This window comes from Rhodanobacter sp. FW101-FHT13A11 (genome assembly GCF_058790335.1).
This window is the reverse complement of sequence record NZ_JBYTCN010000011.1, coordinates 101634-124786: the sequence shown is the minus strand read 5'-3', so window position 1 is coordinate 124786 and position 23153 is coordinate 101634. Positions and strand designations below refer to the sequence as shown.

The window sequence follows — 23153 nt, the reverse complement described above, 5'->3', positions numbered from 1 at the left end:
TCTTCGCTTGGACATGACACTCCTTTTTGACCATGATCGGTCTTCTTAGAAGTGTCCGCGTTAACGGGGTAGAACCCTAGCGGGAGATCAGCAAGCAAAAGCAATGACACCGGAACAACTGGCTTTCTTAGGCGAAGAGTTCTGGAGCACGATTCGCGTTCCCATGACGGAGACAAAGATCAGGCGCGCGTTCGAACACCTGGCAAAGGCTGTACGTGTTCAGACCATCTTCGTAGACGAAGCCCAAAGCATGTGCCTCACGCACATAAATCGCAGTCCATCCGATCATCTTGAAAGCTTGAAGGTCTTGGCGGAAAGACTTGGGATCATCATCTTCCTTTTCGGAACTTATGATTTGCTTGAGATATGGAACCATAGCGCGCAACTCAATCGCCGTTGCCGCCTTATTCACCTACGACGGTACGATGAAAGCATCAAAAATGATCGCGATGCATTCTTTGCCGTGTTACGCATGTATTCCAAGTCGCTAAAGTTTGAAGAGCCGCGCACGCTGGATCTACATGCAAAGGACATCTTGGCTTGGACCTTAGGGGTTTTCGGAGAGGTGGACGGATTATTTGAACGAGCGAAGCTCGCCGCTCTCTCTCAAGACAGGGATTTATTGCAGTGGCAAGATATGGAGGTAGCCAGGTACACACCGGTTCAGATGCAGCGGCTGAAGCATGAGATCGACACAGGGGAGGCGCGGATCAGGGGCGAACTTGCCAAAATTCCGACACCAGTTCTAAGAAAGCGAGGAAATAAAAAACGCCCCGGCCGACGCAAGCCTGACCGTGACCCCTGTGGTGCCAAGCCGTGAGGTCAATACTTGCTCCGCTTCATTTGCGCGGTTTGGGCACGCCGCTCGTCGAGTCGCTGGCCTCCTACTTTTGCCGCTTGGCTGATGCGCATCAGGTTACGGCGAAACAACTGGCCAAGGTGTTGTGCAACGACTCCGTGTATCTACGTATTGAGGATGCTCCGAAGCTAAGGAGCATTGATCTCTACCCGGTCGTATTTTGTGCACACTCAGGACGAACCGCGGTCCTTGCCCAACGGCTGGAGCGGCTGACCGGTGCCGATCATCTTGCATATGGAACATTACTGCGTCTTCGCGGCGTTCTCAGCCGAAATCAGTCGGGGTCATGCGTGCAAAGGCGCCGATGGTGCCCACTTTGCTATGCGCAGCACGAGAATATAACTGCCGAACCGCTAGCGTGGTGGATCCCGCAGATCACGTACTGCCCCATCCACGATACGAGGCTCCTCGACCGTTGCGCACGGTGCGGCTCGTATCAACGTGACTGGCGCATTGGCCCGGCTAGGAAGCTGTGCACCAAGTGCGGCTCTGCATTAAAGGTGTGCGACGCGACGCAAGATGTACTCACGCCTTGGGAGGTATGGTGCCAGACGCAAATGCTGAAGGTGCTTGAACATATCGCGACTCCCGCCTCTGCAGAAATTTCGCCTGATGCCCTTTCGACGTTCTTTATGAAGGTGACGCAGATTGCCTCCGCAGAGGGGCGGCGGCGACCAACGTGGAAGGAACTCGAGAGGCCGCGAGTCCAGGGCCATCGCTGGTCGACCATTTTTCAGGTGGCAGCGGTCTGGGGAACAACGCCAGTGGAAATCCTTCTTCGGCCGGAGGAGGCGGTTTCCCCAAGCCTGTTTGAGTCTGACATTGATACTCCCAAACCTCCCCGCCGAGGCGGGTTTAACAAACGCGGTTATCAGCTTTGTATTCGAACCTTGCATAAGCTGATGAAACTTCCTCGCCCGACCTTGCTACCCCCTCTGGTGGAAGTATGTTTGGAGAACAGGGTAAGTGTCTCCAGCTTTTATCGTATCCACTCGAGACTCTGCACGGCATACGGCGACGAGCGCAGGAGCCGCATTGAAGCCGCCAAAATTACAAGGTTTGGTGTGGCATACAGCTATGTCACAAAGCTTCTTGAGGAGTTGCAGCGATCTGGAAGGCGATTGCATCGGATGAATGCCGTTGCTCAGATGATGAGGGAAATCCATGTGCCGAAAGCAGTCGCGCGATCAGCTCTACGTGTTGCCTTGGCCAAGATCGCCGCATGTCGCGAGCCGCTCCACTAACAGAGGTACACACCGCGTCAATTCTTATTCGGGTTAATCACAGACCCGTCCCGGTCATGTCTTCAGTGACAAAGGGCAAGCAGAAGAGGCAGCGAACAAGGCAGCCCTCATTGTGGCGATGTCGGGCCGAGATCTGTTCGAGCTGACGCAAGGTGCCTCACTGATGCTTAATCCGAACGTGGATGCGATCGCACTCTACCCACCAGAGGTTACGGCGCTCTTGGAGGGAAGGCCGCTTGGCAGCTTCACTATGTATGGGCGAGATGCCGGCGGAGACCGAATTCCTGATCGGGCCACCATCTGTGTCCACGGTTGCGCTAAACATGATCCTACGCAACCTGTTTGAGAAAGAGGCCACGGTAAAGATGGCTTTCCTGACGGAGCTGCATCACGAAGACGATAGCGCAGCAGTCATCCTGCTCCTTACCATCGTGGCTGCCAAGACACATCAGGAGCGCCTCCTCCAGCTGGTTACGCTCGCTTTCAAAACAGAGGCACTTGAGCTCGCGCCGCCGCTCGACATGAGATTTCTGGCACCAGTTAAGTCACTCGACAAAATCTGTCACAGCGGCGTGCAGATCTTCGGAACCTAATCCACTACCCAGATAGGGGAGATCGGCGTTCCGAGAGCGATCACGGGTTCAGCGCCGCACTGGCCAAGATGAACACTCGCCGTGACCTCCCCTCCGGGCAATGCGGTTCGCCTGACTCTACCGAAACACAAACTCTCGATGCCAACGCAAGTATGGCGTATGACCTGGCGCATGGGATTGAAGCGAGAGCTCGTTGTCCAATCCATAGTAGGAGCGCGTTGCTGCATCGAGGCGAGATGAGCAGAGGAGTTGGCCCTCGTCATCGAAAGCGATTAAACCCGTGTCGAACATCGCGTCCAAATGGATCGCTAACAGTAGACCGTTGAATGGATCCAAACGCTCACTGTCGGTGGCCTTGGCCCATGGCTTGGCATGGCTGGCGCGCAACAACGCCGGTGGTAACGCGAGGCCGGTCACCGCGCAGCGGCTTTGCCACAGATCGATCAGCGCCTCTCGGAACACATCCTGCCCGATGCGTTGGCGCACTTCACGTGTGCGCTCTGTTTCCGGAATCGCTGCCAAGCGCGCCTCTAGACGGGCTGACAAGACTGCTGCCGGATGAGTCTGCAGCGAATGTAGCAAACGCAACGACTCAAATAGCTGAATAGCACCTTTGACCTGGCCTACGCCCGCCATGTCGGTCGGTATTGAAGCCTCCACTGTGTGAAGACCGACTCTTTCCACCATCCCACTCTCGGGAAGGGCAAGAAGCATCCCACCTTCAGAGGGTTTGACCATGACTTGCGCACTAGAGCCACTGATGGACGCCATTAGCCAGCCGTCGGGCGCAGCTGATACAAGATCGTAGCCTGCATCGGCCAAAGCCTTGGCTTCTAGTACTGGCAATCCGCCTACATCGGAGCCCTGAGCAAACCCGGCATCTTCACCTTGCTCGACAATTTTCGAGCTACGAGCGTCTTTCCCACCATGCTCGGGCTTCCCAACATGATCGACCAGCTGCTGAACTGTGGCGACGGCTCCCCAAGACTTGATGGCATCGTGGCCGAAACGGAACAAACCGGTGCGACTACCACCGTCGGATAGCCAAACACTACGCCCATGTGAAAACACTTCCCGCACCAGTTCGGCGACCGTATCGATCGGTATCGCGTCTTCGATTAGGTTGGAACCGTCGGAAACCCAGAAGCCTCGCCGCTGGTGACGATTCGAATAGCGCAGCCATGGATAGAGGCTGGTGCCATCCTTGTGGATGAACCACAGCGAGTCATCGATCAGTTCCCGTTTCATTGTTCTAACTCGTCGCACTCCCTCAGTGGCCGTCACGGCGTGGCATGTAAGTAAGGGCGCTCCTCACGTCCGTGCTTGCTCACAGAACCGATCCACCATCCATACCTCGCGTGCGAGTCCGGCCAGCATTCCTTGACGCCGTTCGATATCCTGTTTCGTCCAAGCAGTCACTTCTTTCGTCGTCACGGCGGCGCCCGAAAGTTGAGTAGTCATCAGGTCCATGGCACGCTGCAACGAGGTGTTCTTGCCAAATACGACTGGATTTCCGATCGCACGCGTCAGCATAAGTTTGGAATCCTTGTAGGCCGCGAGCTTCCTGTCGAAGCCCTCGTTGCACACCGCTGCGTTGAGTGGCTTTTCCAGTAAGGTCAGGTTTCCCAATTGCTGTGTGCTACGGGCCTCTTCTTCGGAGCCGTTGATGACTGGCCATGAAGCCGCATCTGGCTTCTGAGGGAAGATGTGCTCGATCTCGAGCTTTCCGTCCAGGTAGTGATCAAGCTTTTGGGCGCTTTGCGCGCCCTGCCAGGCAACTTGGTCCACAAACTGAGCGAGTTTGGCCAGCACGTATTTCAACCTGTACTTGGGTACTGCAGTTGCCGCGAGCTCGCTCATAGCGAAGTCGAATTGCCGCGACTTGCCTTCCACCTGCGGTGCAACCCGCATGCGGATGATGCGCTGCACGTCCTCAAGTGAATTGGCCCCACGCAGATCTTCGGACCAATCACCGAACATCCATTCGAAGTTCTTGGTTGGCTCGCGGACGATCACGAAGACAAAGAACAGGTTCTCCACCTGCCGTGCCAGCTCTATCAGCGCGTCAGTGGGTAAGTGCCGCGCGGCCAGCATAAGGATGAAGTGCTGGCGTGCCTTGCCACTCAGGTACTGGATATTTTGCAGACCCGCAATCGGCATGCCTCCGTCCGGAGCTTGGCCCGCGGCAAACGCACGGTAATCGCGAGCCGCAGCCACAAGCTCCTTCGCAAACAGTAGCGGCTTGTCGTCGATGCCTGTTGTTTTGGAATGCTTGCCGAACCACTCATAAAGCTCGTCCTCACGGACGGGCTTGCTAGTCGAACTGCTGCGGAAGTCCTTGTAGGTGGCCATCACGTAATAACGTAGGAATCGCAATGGCTTTTCTTTGCATGCCTCCAAGTGCGTCGTCAGCTCCTTCCATAAGCTCTGGAGCTTCGGATATTCCTCGGCTGAGGTGCGCATGAACAGTAGATTCTTGAGAAGATCCATCGCGGTCAGGCCAACGCCGCGGTCATTCACTGTCTCGAATACTTTCAAAGCATGCGCGAGGTTCGGCGTTACGATCCGAATCAACTTCACTCGGCGGATGAACGCGACGAAGAAGCGTTTGATCTCGTCGGCATCATCTTTGAATTCGCCGCTGAGGAAATTGCGCAAGGTGCGATAGGCCTCGCAGATGCACCGCATGGATTGGGTGTCGTCGCGTGCACCCGCGTTTCCGCCCTGCGCAATCCGTACGAGTACGTCACGGCTGTCTTCGTACTGTAGGAGCAGGCGGTAGTCCTGTACGTCTTCCCCGTCATCACCCGTTCGGCTATCGCAGATCATCGCCTCCAACGACTTGCTGGCCGATGCACCCGTCGCCAGCAGAGAATCGCGTATCGCGCAGAGGAACAGAAAAATCGTGGTCATCCGCTGTTGGCCGTCGATCAGTTCGTAGGCGCCATGGGCATTACGGCACACCACGATGCTGCCAATGAAGTATTCCCGGTCGGGCAATAGTTCACCTCGATTGCCGTAGAACTCATCGTAGATGTCGTCGGCGAAAGCCTGCACATCTGCATCAGACCACACGTACTCACGCTGGTACGGGGGTACAACATAGAAGTCCTTGTATATCTGCTCGATGGAGAGATCCGCGGACTCGATCTTTGGTGAGGCGCTCATTTGATTTGATATTCCCTAATCAATTTTATTGCGGCACAGCGTGTACGGTAACGGCTCAGAGCAGCGGCGCGTCATGCGATCCGATACGCCTGCACAACAAAAGTTCACCATCCTTATCGGAAGACAACTCGAGACGAACGAACGACGTGAACACTTCATCCGGCTGCGTAGAAGTGGTGACGATGTACTGAAAATCCGCAGCCGACTGCGAGACGACGTACTGCAGTAAGGCCCAGAGCAGGCCTTCGCTCATCTCCGCTTCCCGGGGTGAGTCGTGCAGAAGAAATCCCGGATGGAAGCTCTCCGCGGAAGCGCTGTCGAGCAGGCAGGCGATATCCCCGGCCAGGACTTCCAACACACTGAAGGCGGTCGAGTGCGCGGGGCCCATACGAAACGGCCGGTTGCGGTGCTTTTCGGCATCGTTGAACACGCCCCAGCGGAATGGCGGCATCGATTGCGCCACGGCTTTCATGCCTTCGCTGATGGTTTTCCTGCGACCCTGCGTCGCATCGCGCTCGCTGTCTGCCTGGATACGTAGTTGCGCATACTGGTTCTCCAGGGCTTCGAGTTTGCGTTCTGCCGCCTCGATGGCAGCCCACGACGCTCTACCCGACACCACGTCTTCGTAGTGTTCGTAGACTTCAATGTCGTCGCGCAGTAGCTGGTCGGCAGACAAGGCTTGCGCATGCCGCTGATCAAGTTCAGCTCCCTGCTGGTCGATGGCATCCCATTGCGCTTGGATAGGCGCTACGGCCGCCTGCACTTCGCCCAATCGTTGGCGAAATGCCACCAGCCTGCGCTCTAGATCCTCGTTCGATTTCTGATGCCCTACCGTGCGTTGTTTGCGGTCGATCTGCGTCTCGGTGATGCGCTCCATCACGTGGCTGCAGTGCTGGAGTTGTCGATACCCTGCGTCGCACCATGTCGGGAGTAGTTGCTGCAGGGACGAGGCTTCGTTGCGCAGTTTCTCCACCTCGTCGAGTTTGCCGGCGATGATGGCTTCGGACTGCGCAATCTCGTTGGCCAGCAGGCTTATTGCGCTGTTCAACGGGGCCAGTTTCTCCGCCAAGGGCTGGCGCGCTCCATTGAGCCCGTTTCGTTCAGTGTCGACCTCGTGCAACTCCTGCTGATACGCCGCTTGCCGTTGCTTGGCGAGGCCGATCAGGTTGGGGTGGTCAATCAGTCCGTCCTGACGGAACGGCATGGCGCCTGGTGCATCGAGACGGCGACTGAGCTGCACGCGCACGTGCTTCATCAACCGCGCAGGTTCTTCGCGCAGATCCTGCAGCTCCGTCTTTTTCTCCTCGATCTGTTTGGATGCCTTTCCGAGTGCGCGCAACAAGCTGGCGTCGCGGAGCAGGCCCAGCACAATCTGCATCAGGGCAGCCGGGGATTTGGCTGGAAGACTGAAGCCCGTCCCTTCTGCGCGCCACTGGTAGTAGCTCTGGTAGCGAGCATTCTGGTCGCGCGAGCACCAGGCCAGGATGTGGTGCCACGCGATGGACTGCTTCGATCCAGGCAGTTCCTGCACCGGCAGGATGTCGACCAGGTGCTGATGCAGTGCGGCCTGATAGTCGGCGAACTCGTTTTCGGCAGTACCGGCAGCCAGTTGTCGCCAGTCGGTGGTTCGCGAGGCTCGGTAGAGTTTCTGATGCCGCCACGGCTTCAGCACGATCCAGACTTCCCCGCCCACATGCACACGGGCGGCGACGGCGCCCTCTTTCAACTCGCTGCTGTTCAACAACTCATCGCGCAGCGACGAGCCTTCGGACCACAAGGGATCATCCAGCACAAAGCGCAGCAACTGGCAGAACGCGGTCTTGCCGACGCCGTGCCCCGGGCTGCCCGCTCGAGACGGCGAAACGATCAGGTTGAGGCCGCGCTGCAAAGGGATCTCGCGCAGGGGTTCGTTGGCCGCCAGCGACTCCAGCAACCACAGCGTCTCCACCCACAGGCGTGGCTTGGTGTTGTCAGCGGAAGGGTTGTTGGTATCGGTCATCGTGGCTTACCCGCTTTTTTGCAGGTCGTCCTGTTGTGTCGCCGGGGATGTCGCAGCCATCACCTCGGCCAAGGCGGCTTCGCCCTGTCGACGTGCCTCGACCAAGGCGTGCGCCAGCGAATCGGTGCGGTGGTCGCCCATCACACCGGCCATAGCTTGCGAGTTCGGAATAGAGAATGGTGCTGTCGTCGGCACTCCAAGTCGCCCGCGAAGCGCGGCTAGGATTTGCGGCAAGCGCCCTGCTGCCACCGGCGCCAGCCATCCGGTCAGCACATCTGCGTGAGGGGTGCCCGTAGGTAACGCTGCGGTAAGGATTTGTTGCAAGTGGGTGTCGTCGCAAGATTCCGTCAGTGCGAGCACATCGCACACCAGCCCCGCCAGCCAGTCTTCGACCTCAGTGGCCGGCGTGGTGCCTGCCGCGTAGACCGGGAGCGGCGCCGTTCGGCGGGCAGGTTTGGGCGTCGGTATCGCCATCGGCGGTTGCACCTCCAGCGCGTCCCAGGCCTCGAGAACCCAGTCCTGCGTCCGGTAGGTATGGAACTGGCGAATTTCCTTGTCCTTGAGGACGCGAAAAGTTTCGCTGGGGTAGTCAGCACCCATCACCTCGGTGGGATCGAGAATGTAGCGCAGCTCATCACGAGTAAGGCCGTAGAGCTTGGCGTAATACGCGTCGAGCTGGGCGCGCAGTCGTGCGCGACGCTCGGGATGGAAAGCGTACGGCGGGCCATCGTAGCCCAGGTCTTCGGCCCAAGGTTTCAGGTCATGCGCTGTGTAGGTGAGTTCCAACACGCGCGGAACGATAAAGGCGAGGTCGGCGTCGGTGTAGCGGGTGGGAGGCAGGACGGGAAGCTGCTTGTAGATGAAGTAGTTCATGTGCGTGCCACCGGTCTTGTGGCGGGCCACAAAGTCGAGTGTCAATCCGCACAGGTTTCCAAGTAGCGCAGCCCACAACTTTGGATCATCAACTTCGTCCAACAGCATCAGTGGCATCTGGTTGCCTACGCCGGACAGCGGCACCACGCTAGCTATCACGGTGCGTTCGTTGGTGGCGTTGGTGATATCGCGCCAGCCCATCAACCAATTTCGATGCCACTTCTTGCTGGCGAGGCGTTCGCGCACTTCACTGGTGCCGACCCAGTAGCGAGGGGTGATGGTGAACACCGGATCAGCTTTCTCGACCTCGGTCACGTCGCGGCTGCTGCCCGCTTCGTAAGTAGCCCAGCGGTGGTCGAATTGGTGAATAAGCTTGGCCTCGTACAGCGGTAGGCAGTGCTCAACGGGTGCGTCGAGAAACAGGTGGCTGTCGTTGGACATGTCCAGCATGCGCATGAAGCTGATGCCCCACGGGTTGCCGCCGGCACGGTTTTCGTCGATCAGCACCGGGGATGCGTGGTAGAGCTTCTTGGTCAGTTCGGCATCGCGTTCGCTGCGAAAGATCGGGCAGGTAAGCGTGTTGGGATTGATGAGGCGGAACTCGTCCGGTGTGAGCGTGAAGTGGCGGCGCGGATCGGCAAGCTGATCGATAGACAGAATGTAGTGTGCTAGTTGAGCCGAGTGCTCGGCCCCACCAATCGTGACAAGCGCAAAAGGCGTATCAGGGTGTACCGCCGGGAAAATGCGCTTTGCGTTGTCGAAGCCCAAGAAGGAAATAAGCCGATTTCCGTTCACTAGTGACTGGAAGAACAGCTTTGTTGAGTCGTCCGTACCAATGCCGGACTGAACAATAAATCCCGCACGACCCGAGCGCGCAACAATTTGTGTCATGGTCTCGGCAAACAGCGCATAAGTGTTCACGTCGCCCACGCCGGTGAGCGGGTAGCGACCGCCGTCCTTGCCATCCACATGCGCGAACACGCTGGCGGCTTCGGTTTCGCGCCGCGCCGCGATGAACTCGGCGTAGAGGCGCTGCTCGGCCTGGGCCTGTATTTCGCTGTGGCCGGTCTCGGGGGCGAGATGCGCGGCGAGCATGCCTTCGGCGAGCCACTGGATGCGCTGGCTGCGTTCGGCCTTGTTCCTTGCCTGCGCTACGTCGGCATGGCGGCTGGCGAAGAACTCTTCTTCCTGCAGCTTGATGCGTTCCCACGGCGGATTGGCCAGCACGCAGGCGAAGCCGCCGGCGGCATGCACCAACGGAAAGGCCAGTGGCCAGTGCAGCACGCGGGCCTCGCCGCAGGCCGCACCGGCGGCCTCGCGTTTTTCGACGTGGCCTGGAGCTGCGTGCTCGCCTAGTAGTTCCAGCACCACGTTGCCGGTAGTGGGCACCGCATGCTGGTTCGCGGCTACCTTGGGTAGCAGGAAGGCGGTCAACCACAGATCCGCAGCGTGGCGCAGCGGGCTGTCGGCCACCGCGTCCGCAAAGGCTTGCCAAGCATGCTGCTTGGCGGCGATCTCGGCGAGGGTGGTGTCGGGCAGCGCTTCGAGCGCCTGCAGCTTGTCCAGTCCGGCCATGCGCAGACCCAGCAAGTCTCGCTGACCGTAGCTTTGCGCTGTGCGCTTACGCGCGATGTCCTTGAGTTCGGCGGCGTTCTGCTTGGCGAGTGCTTTGCACGTGGCTTTGTCGTCACCGGACAACGCCTTGTAGGCATCGCCGGGAATGCCGTGCTCCAGCACGGCGAGGTCGGCCAGGCCCAACAAGGCATCGCCCACTTGCAAGTGGTGATCGAGGAAGCCCAGTGGGCGGTCCGGCGTCATGGCCTCCAGCCATAGCGCCATGCGCGCGAGCTCGATCGCCATGGGGTTGCGATCCACGCCGAAGATCGAATGCGTGATGACGTCGCGGAGGGCGTGGCGGAAGTCCTCGCCGGTAGGCGTGCCCTGCGCACGCCACTGGGCCAGGTGCGTGGCGAGTCGGCGTGCGGCACCAAGCAGGAAGTGGCCGCTGCCGCAGGCCGGATCGCACACGGTAATGGCGAGCAGCGCAGCCTCAGGGTTGGCTGCACTTTGAACGCGCTGGGCGATCACGGGTTCAAGCGCGGAATCCAGCAGTTCCTGCACCAGGGCGTCAGGCGTGTAGTAGCTACCTGTGGTCTTGCGGGCGTTGCCCTTGGCGGCATCGGCATTGGCGAAACCGAAGGCATGGCCGTCGGCACTGATCACGGGCACCAACTCCAGCAGGCTTTCGTAGACGCTGCCCAGTTCTTCCGGCCCCATGTCGCGCCAGTTGATGCGGGCGAGGCTGCTGCCGGTGCCGATCCAGCCGAGCATGAACATCGCTTCGAGCAGGGCATGGTTGCCCAGCTTAGAGGTGTCGAGGTCGGCGCATTGTTCGAGCGCAAACAGGCCACCCAGCGGCGGCAACGCCAATAGCGGTTGGCCTTGGGCGAGACCGGCGAAGACGGGCAATAGGCTTTGCCACTGATCACTGTGGCGATCAAAAGCACGACGACGGCGGGCGCGCTCGCGCAAGCGGCGCAGGCCGTAGCCCTCGGTGTAAAGCTGCACTGCCAGTGGATCGGCACCCGACGGATGCAACTGGCCTCGCTCTTCCACGGTGAGCAGGAAGATCAATCGATACACCAGGCGCAGCAACTGCTGGAAATAACTGTGGGCATCGAGCTCGCCACTGGCCAGGACATCGCGCAGACGCTGGTTGGCCGGTTCGGCCAGAAAGCCCTGGCCCAGCGCGAGCAGGCTGGCTTCGACGCCACGGCGAAGATCGTCACGGGCGCGCGTGCCTTGCTCCTTGCTGGCTTCGCGCCAGGCTTCCAGCGGGCAATGCTGCGGCAGTGCCTCGGGCTTGCCGAAGCGGCTGGCGTGGATCACCAGCCACAACAGGGAGAAGTCGGCGAAGCGATCCTCTCCGAAGATGCGCGCCAGATCCGCCTCGATCCAGGCGGGACGTGTGAGGCTGGCGTTGTCGCGGGCCAGTCGCAACACGCTGCCATTGGTGGCGATGCCCCACAATGCAGCGTCGTCGGCGTTCAGGTATTCCTGCAACAGGCCGAAGGCGCTGCGTTGGCGACCGGCGTCGCCGTAGTGGCGGTCGCGTGCGTCCAAGGGCTGATTCGCGGCCCCGACGACAACTGGCAGGCGGCCACCGCGGGCACTGGCGGTGATGGGATAACGGTGCTCGGCCTGTTCCAAGGGCGACGCATGCGGCGTGAGGTCGGCTGCGCCGAAGACCTCGCGCAGAAGATTCAACGCGAGGCGTTGGGCTAGCGCGTGCGGATCTTCGGCACGACCGTGGGCGGCGGCATAATCGCTCCAGTGTGCCTGGGCGATGCGCCAGTAGCGACCCAGTTCGTCGCGCAGGTTGAGGCCCTTGGGAATGCCGTAGTCGGAGGGTGCCTGCTGCGGCGCCTTGAGTGCGGCGATGGTGCCCAGCCACTCGGGCGGCAACAGGCCGCCTTCGATGGTGATGGCATCAAACTCCAGAGCGGTGGTGCGACGGCTCATGCCGCGCCTCCCGGCATCAGCACGTAGAGGGCAATCACGTCCACCGGCTTGAGTGCGTGCACCTCGTAACGGCCGCGTGCATCGGCGGCTTCGCGCACGCGGCGGTGGTCGGCCAGCAGGCGTTCGGCCTGGGCGTCGGCCACGGCCTCCAAGTCGGCGCGGCGCTCGTCGAGCAGGGCCAGCGCGTTGTACATCTCGCGCTGGCGCACGACATCGGGCAGGTCGCCGGCTGCGGGTGCAGCCAGCCACGCGAGCAGTTGTTCGCCCTGCATCTCAGTAGGAGCGGTGCGCCCCTGCCATGCCACCGGTAGGGATTCTTCCACCAACAGCACGCGGCTCTGTCCGGCGCGGATGGCGGTGATCTGGTGACGCAGGCGCAGCAGCAGCACGGTGGTGATGGTCGCTACCGCCGGGCTACGCCACACGCCGATGCGACCGAGCGTGGCAAGTTGCTGGTTGTCGCGTGCATCGCCGCTGACGGCACGCTCCAGCAACTCGTCGGCCAGGGTGCTCACCAATGGGTGGCTACGGCTGATATAGCGGCAGCGAGGCGCGGGTGGCTGGCTGAAGTCGATGCGCAAGTCGCCCTGGATACCTTCGGCGGCGAGGCGTTCGCGCAGCGTGGGCGGCAAGGCCGAAATCGACGCGATGGCGCCACGTCGCGGCAGCGGAGCAAGTCCCGCGCCGAGGCGGGCCATGGCCTGGGTGGTGAAGCGCCGCACGTCCTCGCTCGCGCCCAGCACTGCTTGCATGCGCTCCCACTCGGGAAGCACGTCGGCCGGGCGCAGGCGGCGCTGGGCGAACACGGTACGGTTGCGCTTGGCCTTGTCGGCAAGATCCGTCCAGCGCAGGTCGAGCGCACGGCTCTCCTCGTACTGATCGAAATCGAAGCTCTGCTGCGGGCCGCCAGCGCGCTCGCTGCGCAGCATCACCGCCTTCATCAATGCCTGGGTGAGCGTGTGGTCGTCGTCGGGGATGGGCACCGGCACGCCGAGTTCCTGGCGGATCTTTTCCGCCTTGCGCAGGATCACCTGCAGCACCGCACCATCCACCGGATTGTTGGCGCCGTAGATCAGGGTGGCTCGCACCCGGGGGCTGGGTTGGCCGAAGCGATCAACGCGGCCTTCGCGCTGCTCATGGCGGGTGGGGTTCCAGGACAGGTCGTAATGCACAACGGCGTCGAAATAATCCTGCAGGTTGACGCCCTCGGAGAGGCAATCGGTGGCAATCAGCAGGCGACGTTCGGTTTCGCCCAGGGCAGCGATGCGACGCTCGCGTTCCTGGGAGGGATATTCGCCAGTGATGACTTCCAGTGCCACACCACGGAACTTGCCTTGTAGATGTTCCTTCAGGTAGTGCGCAGTGGCGATGTAACGGCAGAACACCACCGGGTTGAAGCCATCGTCGATAAGCTGCTTGAGGTGCTTGGTGAGCAGACGCAACTTGGGGTCGTCCGCTTCGCCGGCGAGCGCGCGGGCCTTGGTGAGCAAGACCTGCAGGGCCGGATCGCCGGTATCTGCAGCGGGAGCGAGGTCGTCTTGGTCGAGCTGATCCTCGCTGCCGTCGAACAGGCTGGCCAGCACGCCGTCGTGTGCTTGTTCGACCTGCTCGGTCCGCAGGCGGGTTTGCAGGGCCTGCACGGCGGCGGCAGGACTCGAAGCGACGCAGCGCATCAGCGCCAGGGTGCCCCAGAAGTTCAACCGCTGGCGACGGGCATCGTCGCCGGCACGGGCGGTGACGTCGCGGCAGTAGTCCAGCACGTCCTGGAAGAAGCCGTCCCACTCACCGCTTAGTCGGTAGGTGATTTCGGCGGTGTCGCGTTGTGGAAAGACGCTGCTGTCGCGCCACTCGTCGATGTCCGGGCGACGGCGCTGCACAAAATGCAGGGCGAGCTGTTCGCGCAATTTGTCCTTGGCAGTACCACTGGCCGTAGCAAGCTGGGCAAATTCGGGCTTGAGCAGGGCCAGCAGGCTATAGAAGGCCTCTTGGTCGCCGCTGTGTGGCGTGGCGGTAAGCAGCACCAGGTGCCGCTCGGCATCGGCGGCCAGATCGCGCAACAACTCGAAACGCTGCTGGCGCGCCTGCCCGCTATTCACACAGGTGTGGGCTTCGTCGACGATCACGAACTCCGGGCAAGCGCGGATGAAATCGTGGCGGTGACGGTCGGACTTGATGTAGTCCAGGCTCACCACGGTGATGGCGTGGGCGTGGAAGATGGAATCACCCACCGGCAGGCCACGCTCCAGTCGTGCCGCGCTGGTGGCGGTGACCGCCACGGCCGGAAGGTGGAAGCGTTCATCGAGTTCGCGCAGCCATTGCTCGACAAGATGCGGCGGGCACAGCACGGTCATCCGCTGGATCTCGCCGCGGTCATACAGCTCGCGCGCGATCAAGGCTGCCTCAATGGTCTTGCCGATGCCGACGTCGTCAGCAACCAACAGGCGCACCGGCTCCAGGCGCAGCGCCATCAGCAGCGGCACGAGCTGATAGGTACGCGGCTCCACGGCGATATTGCCGAAGCAGCGAAAGGGGCCGGCGCCGCGCCGCAGCGCCATGCGCAAGGCGTCGGCTAGCAAGGTGGCTTCCTGCTGGCTGCCCTCTTGCTCTGGATCAGGCGAGGGAAAATGTGCCGGGCCAATGTCGGGTTCGAGGCCGGTGTGCACGAGGGCGCTTTCGTCCTGTCCGCCCGAAAGCGGACGCAGCCGGAGCAGTGGTGCCACGCTGCCGGGTTCGACGATCCATTCACGACCGCGGGCGCGAACGAGCGAACCGGGACTGTATTGAGGTGCAGGTGTGTTCATGAAGCCTTGTATCAAAGGCCGAGCAGGCGCGCCAAACGCTGGAATAGCGGCGGCCAGGCAGCGGTATCGGCGGGGAAACGGATGAAGGTGTAGCCGCGGTCTTCCCAAGCGGTTTGCAGTTCGCGCGGGGTGTCGGGCAGACCCACGGCAGCGTACTGATCGGCCCAGTGCAGTACCGCCTGGGCGCCGGCTCCAGCACAAGCCGGCGGCGGCAGCGCAGCGGCATGCTCGGCGCACTGTGCTTGCCACTGTCCAGCCCAGCCGGGTGTAGTTAGCGGTTCAGAAGGGAGCGCGGGCGCCTGTGGTTGCGCTTGCAGTTCAGTCTTTACCTGGGCGAGGCGCCAGAGCAGGCGCAGGGCCGCCGGATCGCGACGATTGATGAGTTCGTGGTCGGGCTGGTTGTAGTAGGACAGCAGGCAGCGGTAGCAGCCGGCAACGCAATGCGCGTCCTCGCGGTCGTGCAGCGCATCGAACGCAGGCATGGGGCCGTCCAGCGGCAGGTCGAAGTGCATCACGCGCAATGCATGCCGGGCCACTTGGGCCAGCGCATCCGGATCGTTGGCCAGACGGGTCAGTACGCCGGCGCCGCCTTCGGTGGCCTCATAGAAGAGCACGCCTTGGCGCTGGCGTCCGTTCGGCAACGGCTCGGCCAGCAACTCTGCTTCTTCTAACTGGTACACCGCTTCGACGCCGCGTTTGAGTGCGTACTGAAGCGTGGCCAGCGTGGTTGACGTGCTTTCGCCCTGAGGCTGCAACATCAAAGCGTTCTTGTTGTCCTGCACGAATGGCACGATGCGTTGCGGCGGGAGTCGCTCGTTGTTGCCCTCGCTGCTACCGTCGTCCGTGTCTTCCTTGACCCACCAGCCGGTGCGCGGGTTGATGAAGAAGCCGAACTGGTTGGGATTCTTGCGCCGCCGCAGCCCTTTGTTGATGCGGGTGATGGTGGCGCCCGGACCGTAACGCAGAGTCAGGATGTCGCCTTCGGCGTCACGGGCCAGCACGGTGCTGGCATCGACCTGACCATGACGGATACCCCACTCGAATACCGTTTGCAGTTCGAAAGCCTGACGCTGGCGCTCCTCATCGTTGGCGGTGATACGCTCGGCCGGTTCGGTGTCGACGTTTTCGATCCGGTACAGACCGTTGACCTGCTCGGCGTCCGCGAGCGACATGCCACAGGAGTGGCAGTCATTCCAGTGGCTGGCGAAATGTGCCGCACCGCAGTGGGCGCAGATGCGCGCAGCTTGGGTCGTGAGCGTGCCTCCGGTGGCGGTATCACTGGCGCCGGACAAAGCAATGCGCACACGAACCACGCGGTAGGCGCGCCCCTCGTGGTAGACAAGGCTGCGAGGGCCGAATTCGGCCAAGGCCAAAAAGCGCGGCCGTTGCAGGAATACGTTGCCGCCGCGTACGTCGGCACGGCCCGGCACGTAGGCCATCAGCGGCAGGCGCGGGAAGTTGTAGCCCGGCAGGAAACCCTCGGTGGCTAGGTAACGGTAAGTGTAGAAATCGCTACTGAGCGAATCCCTGCCGTGCAGCAGCAAGGTGATCTGGTCGTTGGCCTGGCGATCGCGTCGTGCGGCATCATCCCGTTCGCGGCGATCCGTGATGGCCAGATTATTGAGCGTGTCCTGGGCCAACTGTTTCTGCCGCTGGGCCGAACTCAGCAGGTCGCGCCAGCGGTTGAAGGCTGCGTTGAACTCGGCCGGTGCTGCGGCAACTACCTGCTGCGCGTAGGCCGACGCTCCCGTATACCAGGGGGCTTGGTCACCTTCGAGATGGTCGGCCATCGCCTCCAGGATGTGGGTAGCGCGGGTGGTGGCGGATGTCGTTGCTGCGGCGACATGCATGGCTGCGGCCAATTCGCTGCGCACCGGGGCATTCGGCAGACCAGGATCGACGACCTTGGCAATGGAGCTTTCCAACGCTTGCCCGGTGGCAGCCAGCCAGGTGGCCTGCAGGTGGCTGCGGATTAGGGCTTCATTCGCCAGATCCAACAGAGGTGCCCGAACCACACCGTGCACCATGCCGGCCGGATTGCGGAAAAAATACTGGTCATGCGGGCTTCGGGCGGCACAGTACGTCACCACCAGTGCAGCTTGGCCACTGCGTCCGGCGCGTCCGGCGCGCTGCACGTAGTTGGCGGGTGTGGGCGGTACGTTGCGCAGGTAGACGGCATTGAGCGCGGAGATATCCACACCCAACTCCATGGTCGGCGAGCAGAACATCACCGGCAGGAAACGATTGGATTCGCCCAATTGATGGGCATCATCCTTCAGCTCCGTGCCCAACCGTACCTGCTCCGATTCGCCAAAGCGGAAGCGGATTTCGCGTAGCGCACGCAATTCAGCGTCCACTTGGGCAGTGTGCTCGCGCGCTTCGAGCCCGAACAGGGATCGGTCGCGCTGTGCGAGCACATCGGCAACAGCCTGGTACTGGGTGGTGAAAAAGTCATTGGTACGCTTGCCGCCGCCATCGCCGGCAAACAGACGGATGCGCCCGGCATTGAGACGAAAACCCGGCACATTGAACAGGGTGTGCTCATCGCGACGGATGAAGCCCGCTGCCTGGGCCGCGCGGATCATTGCCTCGAACAGCGCCTGGTATTCCTTGCTGTCGAGCGAGCCGGCATGGGCGTCATGCCACAATTGGGAGTCGCGCAGCGCTTTGCCGAGCTGGGTCTGAAGGCCGCCGCGCAGTATCAGTTCCTCGTTCTTGCCGCGCTGATTCTGCAAAGGTGGGGGCCTAAGGAACAGCCAGCGCCACCCCAGAAGCCGTTCCTCGCGGGCAATACCCCATGGGTCACGCAGCAGTCGCAATGCATCATCGCGATGCTGGTGAAGCATTTGTGGATCGAGTGCGGCCGCATCAACTGCCAGCCCCTTGCGCATGTAATCGAACAGTACGCGGAAAGCGTTTTGGCGCACTTCGGGCGAGGCATGGCGCAGCGAAGGTGGCGCATCGGCAAATGCGCTCGCATCGCCGCATAAGGCCGACAGGTCGTGGTACTCGGCGCGCAACAAGCCAAGCTCTTCCAGGTTAGGATTGGTGTAACGCCAACCACGACGTTGGTCATACCAGGCGCGGTAGGCCAATACGAAACGTAGAGCCTCGCGGGCATCAGCCAAATCGCGCCCGATAGCCGCAGGGTCCTGCATCCACTCCCGACGCTGGCTTTCTTCAGGAGCTTCGTCGCGTGCAAGTTCCTGATCGAATCCTAGAGCCGCACGAACCGCCGCACCCAGCGTGCTATCGGAGAGACCTTCGCTTCCTGCCTCGCGTAGTGCGTGATAGGTTGCGCCGCGCAACAAGGTGACGAAGATGAAATCGTTGAAATGGCCTGCTTGTAGGGCCGCGTCCTGGCGGTTGTCGGTGAATCCGAGCAGCTTGCGCTTGTCCGGCTCGATGGTTCCATCTGTATCAGCGTGCATCCAGCGCAATACGCTGGTGGTGAGCAAGGTGGTCGCCGAGCTTCGACCTTCAGCAGACAGCGCTGCCAGTCGGTTGCTGTCCTTGCCCTGCGCGCCATACACGTCGCGGCATTGAGGGCAGAAACGAAACTTGCCAGGTAGGAACCAGTACGCTCGTCCTGAGCCGACGCGCCCGTCCGGTTGTACCAAGATCTGCTCGGCCGCCAAGTGACGGTGTGTGCGCTTCAGACGTAGCTCGCCATTGCGCGCGATTTCGATCCATGGCTCCGGATAGTCCTCGATGCGCCCGTCGAACCCTAGCGCGCCGGGTGAGGTGTCGCCCAGTAGAAAGCCTAGGCGCTCACCTTGTGCATCATCGCCAGCATCGGAATCCTCCGTCTCCCGCGCCCCCTGTTGCGGCATGTCGTCAATGTCGCGGGCGAGCAGCATGTGTCCACCAGCCTCGTGGCGCAGGCGCACCGGGTGGTAATCCTGTCCGCAGGTTCGGCAGAAGTGAGTCGAATAGAGACGCTTGGCTGGGTCGGAGGGAAGGAACTGTTGCCCCTCCAGCTCGACAGGGCGGATTCCATAGGTTTCCAGGGTGGTGTAGACCACGCCCGCGCCGCTGATGAACTGGTGCAGCCGGAAAGCGAAAAAGGCTTTGTCCCCATCCCCTTTTCCGGGTGCTCGTTGGCGCTCCGGAATTGCGGCAGTCAGCAAGAGATCGCGCAACGCCTCGGCCGCCTTCGCTTCGGTGTCACCAGACTCCTGAGCCAAGAGAGTAGTGGCCTGGGCCACTGTCAGTGGCTTGGCTCGCACCCATTTATGCCCTTGATCGCGGGTGATGCCCAAGCGTGTCTCTACCCAGATGGCCAAGGGATGGTCGCGTAATTCGGCGTCGCTTAAATCGTGTCGGATGCCGGCGTCGATCGCAGCTCTCAGTTCGCCCTTTACCGAGTCCGCTGTTTTCGTCGGATTGGTGGCCCGATCTAGATCTTCGGTAACCACGTTGAATTCGGGAATGGTCGTCGCGAACAAGGTGGATGCGACTTGGGCCACCTGGCGGTTCTGGTTCTGTTGGCTGCCGCCGGAAGCCATGGTGGCCGAGGTGCCGATGCACTGTAGGTGCATTGCGGCTGTGCGTTCACGTACGCGACGGACAAGCATGGCTACGTCGGCGCCTTGGCGGCCGCGGTAGGTGTGCAGCTCGTCCAATACCAGAAACTGCAGTCCATCGCAGTTGCGGATGACCTGGGTGTCCAAGTCGGACTGACGTGTCATGAGCATTTCCAGCATCATGAAGTTGGTCAGCAAGATGTCAGGCGGGTTGTTCTTGATCCGCTCGCGCTCCTCCGGTGCCTCCTGCCCGGTATAGCGAGCGAATGTCACCGGGCCATCGTTGCCCAGGAACTTTTGCAGCTCCTCGCGCTGGCTATTGGCCAGTGCGTTCATTGGATAGATCACGATGGCGCGCGTGCGCGGCGTTTTGTCTTTTTCCTTGGCGCGGATCACTGCGTCGACGATAGGAAGGAAGAAACAAAGCGACTTACCCGATCCCGTGCCGGTGGTGACGACGAAGCTCTCTCCCCTTGCACCGAATGCAATGGCCTGCTCTTGGTGGCGGTAGAGGTCAATGGGGAAGCATTGGGCTGTGTGCTGGTGCAACTCTCCAGCCGCTGCAAGCTGGGTCGTCGTGCGGCCACGCAGGTAACGCGGGTTGATCTGGATCAGTGGCTCGGGCCAGTAACGGCCACTCGCGTAGGCGTCATCGACTCCCTGACGCAGGTCGTCAGCCAGAATGGTCGTGAAAGAACGAGCGAACCGGCTGTAGTCCTCAATCAGGTGCTGTCGTAGCGCGAATACGTCCATGGATCCCCCGTGGTCCACCGTTGAGAATGCCTCTTTCAACGCTGCAGTCATAGCCCTTTCAGGTGCCAGGCCATCCTTTGCATGCCAGCAGACCCACTTCCGCGGTTCGCACGTACGCCTCCCATCATCATTTTGATGATGACCTACAGCAACACGCTGGCCCTTGTTGTAAGCGTCGACGGGAGATTGCACAGCCCCACGTGAGCCCAGGCTGCAGGAGTTCCAATTGACTCCTATGAGCTGCCACAAGGCGCAGGCATGCCGCCGATCTTTATGATCCGCAAAGAAATTTCTATGAGATAGCAGCCATTCCGACCACAAGCATCCGCTACAAGATAGAGCGTTGGATGGACTGATGTCCCCAAAACTGTCCAACCTACTCCGTGCGCTTAACGAACAAGCGGCAATTCGTGTCAGAGCCCGAGACGGCATAAAGCGTCAAAAGTGACGCTTTATGGTGATTTGTCCACCGCGTCGGTTCGTTCGCAAAAGGATGGTGCGCCCGGCGGGATTCGAACCCACGACCCCTGCCTTCGGAGGGCAGTACTCTATCCAGCTGAGCTACGGGCGCATGCAAAGCCGCGCGCGGGCTGTGGCCGGAGGCCGGCACCGCGGGGGAGCGCAGTATAGCCGAGTTGCCGCCGGACGGCATGCGCGGCACGGCGCGGGGTGCGGCGCTTCGGCCGTGCCCTCGCTCCGGCGCCTTCTCCCGTCAGGGGAAGGGCGCAAGGCGCGGCCTCAGCGGGCCTTGAGCAGCTCGCCCAAGGTATCGGGCCGGCTGGCGTCGCGGACCAGGTGCGGGTACTTCAGGCCGTCGTGGTAGTCGATGCGCACGGTCTGGTACTGGTCGAAGTTCTTCACCAGCAGCTCGACCGGCTGGTTCTTGTCCTTCGCGGCGGCGGTGACGGCATCCTTCAGCGCGTCGGGATCGTAGTCGCGGCTGTTGACGGCGACCACCGTCATGCCGGGCGAGATGCCGGCCTTGAACGCGGGGCTGTCCCACAGCACGTCGGCGATGCCGCCGTCCTTGCCCACCGAGAGGCCGAGCGAATAGGTGAGGTCGGCGAAATGCCGGCGCGCCTCGATCGCCTTCACCGCGGCGGACGGCTTGTCGGTATAGACCAGCTTCCAGCCGTGCCCCTCGATGCCGCCGGTCAGCGGGCCGTGGCCGTCCAGGCGGCTGCGCAGGTAGCTGGTCCAGTCGAACGGCTGGATGCCGTTGAGCGTCTTCACCACGTCCTCGAAGGTGTAGGTGTTGACGTCCCACTGGCCGTTGTCCATGCCGAAGAATGCCTTGGCGAAATCGTCGATGGCATGCTTGCCCTTGCTGAGGTCGCGCAGCTTGGCATCGACATCGAGCCAGATCATCTGGCCGGCGGAGTAGTAGTCCTCGCTGCCCTGGTAGTTGCGGTACGGCAGCGGCGCGCGCTTGGCGATGATCGGGTCGTTGGTGGTGTCCTGCACGTTGCGCCAACTGGCCAGGCCGGGACGGCCGCGGTCGTAGGTGGCGGCGACGAAGGCGAGCATGTCGTGCGCCTGCTCCTGGTTCCACAGGCCCGAGCGTGCCGCCATCACCTGGCCCCAGAACTGGGTCTGGCCCTCGTAGACCCACAGCAGCGAGTCCTGCATCGGCACGTTGAAGTTCGGCGTGGCGAGGTCGGCGCCGCGGCGGTACTTGCCGTCCCACGAGTGGTTGAACTCGTGCGGCAGCAGGTCGCGGCCCAGCGCGTTCTTGTCCCACTCGGTGAAGTAGCCGGTGCCGGTGCCGTTCTCGCTGGAACGGTGGTGCTCCAGGCCGTTGCCGCTCATCTTGTCGCTGAGCGAGAGCAGGAAGTCGTAGTGGTTGTAGTGATGCGCGCCGTACAGCTTGTACATCTGCTGCACCAGGTTCTGGTGCAGCTTCAGCTGCTGCGGGGTGATCTCCAGGTACTTCGGCGCGTCCGCCACGATGTTGAGGTGCACCGGCGCCTTCGCGCCGGGGTCCAGGTCCACGCGCTTGAAGTACTTGCCGGCGTAGATCGGCGAATCAACCAGGTCGTCGTACGCGATCGGCTTGAAGTGCACGGTGTCGCCGTCGCGCGAGGCCACTTCCAAGGCGCTACCGAACTGCCAGCCGGCGGGGAAGGTCACGCTGGCCTCGGCCATGATGCGCCCGGCGAAGTAGCCGGCCGGATACACCGTGTTGGCGTTCCACTGCAGGTTCAGCATTTCCGGCGTCATCACCACGCGGCCCTGGCGGGTGCTCTGCGGCGACAGGAACTCGAACGACACCTCGACGCTGCTGGCGCCCTCGGGCACCTCGACGTGGAAGGCGTAGACGTCCAGCGTGTCGCGCTTCCACGGCAGGGGCTTGCCGTTCGCGGTCACCACCAGGCCGGCCAGCTTGTCGATCGGACCGCTGGGCGAATGGTTGCCGGGCAGCCACTGCGGATACAGCAGGGTCAACGGCCCCGGCTGCGCCGGAATCACCTCGTGCACGCGGAAGATCCGGCGCGCCACGTCGGTAGCGTCCACTTTGATCTTCAAGGTGCCCTGATACGGCACATCCCGCGGCGCAGGGACATCGGCAAGCGCGGCGAAACTGGCCAGGCCGAGAGCGGCGGCGGCGAGGGCGGAAGCGAGGCGGGTGGCTTTCAATGCGTTCTCCGGGTGGAAAATGGGAGCCTGCCGGACGAACCGGGGGTCCGCGGCGAGAGGCCGCCCAGGCCAGGCAGGCTCGGGGAATCCATGCCCCGAAAGTTGCCGCGACAGGAATCCGAAGCGTCGATGCTAGACCGGCAACGCCGGGCTTCACCTCTGCCGAAGGTCACGAGCA

At 61.8% G+C, this 23153-nt stretch carries 10 protein-coding genes, 1 tRNA gene and 1 pseudogene; 4 read left to right on the top strand and 8 right to left on the bottom strand.

The annotated features are described in order from the left end of the window. Positions 1-103 precede the first annotated feature (103 nt). The 4 genes and pseudogenes from AC3WRN_RS13345 to AC3WRN_RS13330 all read left to right on the top strand — a co-directional run bounded on the left by AC3WRN_RS13345 (position 104) and on the right by AC3WRN_RS13330 (position 2696). The gene (locus AC3WRN_RS13345; RefSeq protein ID WP_492623345.1) at positions 104-820 is read left to right on the top strand and encodes a TniB family NTP-binding protein; all 717 of its coding nucleotides are present in this window, start codon (positions 104-106) and stop codon (positions 818-820) included. Continuing rightward, positions 817-1254 (top strand): annotated as a pseudogene (locus tag AC3WRN_RS13340) (TniQ family protein); the annotation flags it as partial. The gene AC3WRN_RS13345 and the pseudogene AC3WRN_RS13340, both read left to right, overlap by 4 nt. 162 nt (positions 1255-1416) lie before the next feature. Further along, a complete protein-coding gene (locus AC3WRN_RS13335; protein ID WP_492623349.1) occupies positions 1417-2103 on the top strand; it encodes a hypothetical protein in 687 nt (228 codons plus the stop codon). Positions 2104-2426: 323 nt separating this feature from the next. Beyond that, positions 2427-2696 carry a hypothetical protein gene (locus tag AC3WRN_RS13330; RefSeq protein ID WP_492623344.1) on the top strand — a complete coding sequence of 90 codons (270 nt, stop codon included), beginning with the start codon at positions 2427-2429 and terminating at the stop codon, positions 2694-2696. A gap of 117 nt (positions 2697-2813) precedes the next feature. On the opposite strand, the gene AC3WRN_RS13325 is transcribed toward AC3WRN_RS13330, so the two are convergent. From AC3WRN_RS13325 to AC3WRN_RS13290, 8 genes are all read right to left on the bottom strand, one after another. Beyond that, entirely contained in the window at positions 2814-3944 is a 1131-nt protein-coding gene (locus tag AC3WRN_RS13325) for an HNH endonuclease (protein ID WP_492623343.1), read from the bottom strand. A gap of 63 nt (positions 3945-4007) precedes the next feature. Beyond that, positions 4008-5864 (bottom strand): DUF262 domain-containing protein, encoded by a 1857-nt coding sequence (locus tag AC3WRN_RS13320; RefSeq protein WP_492623342.1) that lies wholly within the window; start codon positions 5862-5864, stop codon positions 4008-4010. Positions 5865-5919: 55 nt separating this feature from the next. Then, positions 5920-7863, bottom strand: a complete 1944-nt coding sequence (locus AC3WRN_RS13315; RefSeq protein WP_492623341.1) for a hypothetical protein — start codon at positions 7861-7863, stop codon at positions 5920-5922. A 6-nt stretch (positions 7864-7869) separates the two neighbouring features. Continuing rightward, positions 7870-12258, bottom strand: a complete 4389-nt coding sequence (locus AC3WRN_RS13310; RefSeq protein WP_492623340.1) for an Eco57I restriction-modification methylase domain-containing protein — start codon at positions 12256-12258, stop codon at positions 7870-7872. Further along, positions 12255-15059 (bottom strand): DUF8741 domain-containing protein, encoded by a 2805-nt coding sequence (locus AC3WRN_RS13305; protein ID WP_492623339.1) that lies wholly within the window; start codon positions 15057-15059, stop codon positions 12255-12257. Before AC3WRN_RS13305 ends, AC3WRN_RS13310 begins: the two co-directional genes overlap by 4 nt. 11 nt (positions 15060-15070) lie before the next feature. Continuing rightward, positions 15071-20338, bottom strand: a complete 5268-nt coding sequence (locus tag AC3WRN_RS13300) for a DEAD/DEAH box helicase (protein WP_492623338.1) — start codon at positions 20336-20338, stop codon at positions 15071-15073. A gap of 494 nt (positions 20339-20832) precedes the next feature. Continuing rightward, positions 20833-20909 (bottom strand) — tRNA-Arg (locus tag AC3WRN_RS13295). Between the two features lie 167 nt (positions 20910-21076). After that, the gene (locus AC3WRN_RS13290; protein WP_492623337.1) at positions 21077-22975 is read right to left on the bottom strand and encodes a M61 family metallopeptidase; all 1899 of its coding nucleotides are present in this window, start codon (positions 22973-22975) and stop codon (positions 21077-21079) included. Between the last annotated feature and the right edge of the window lie 178 nt (positions 22976-23153).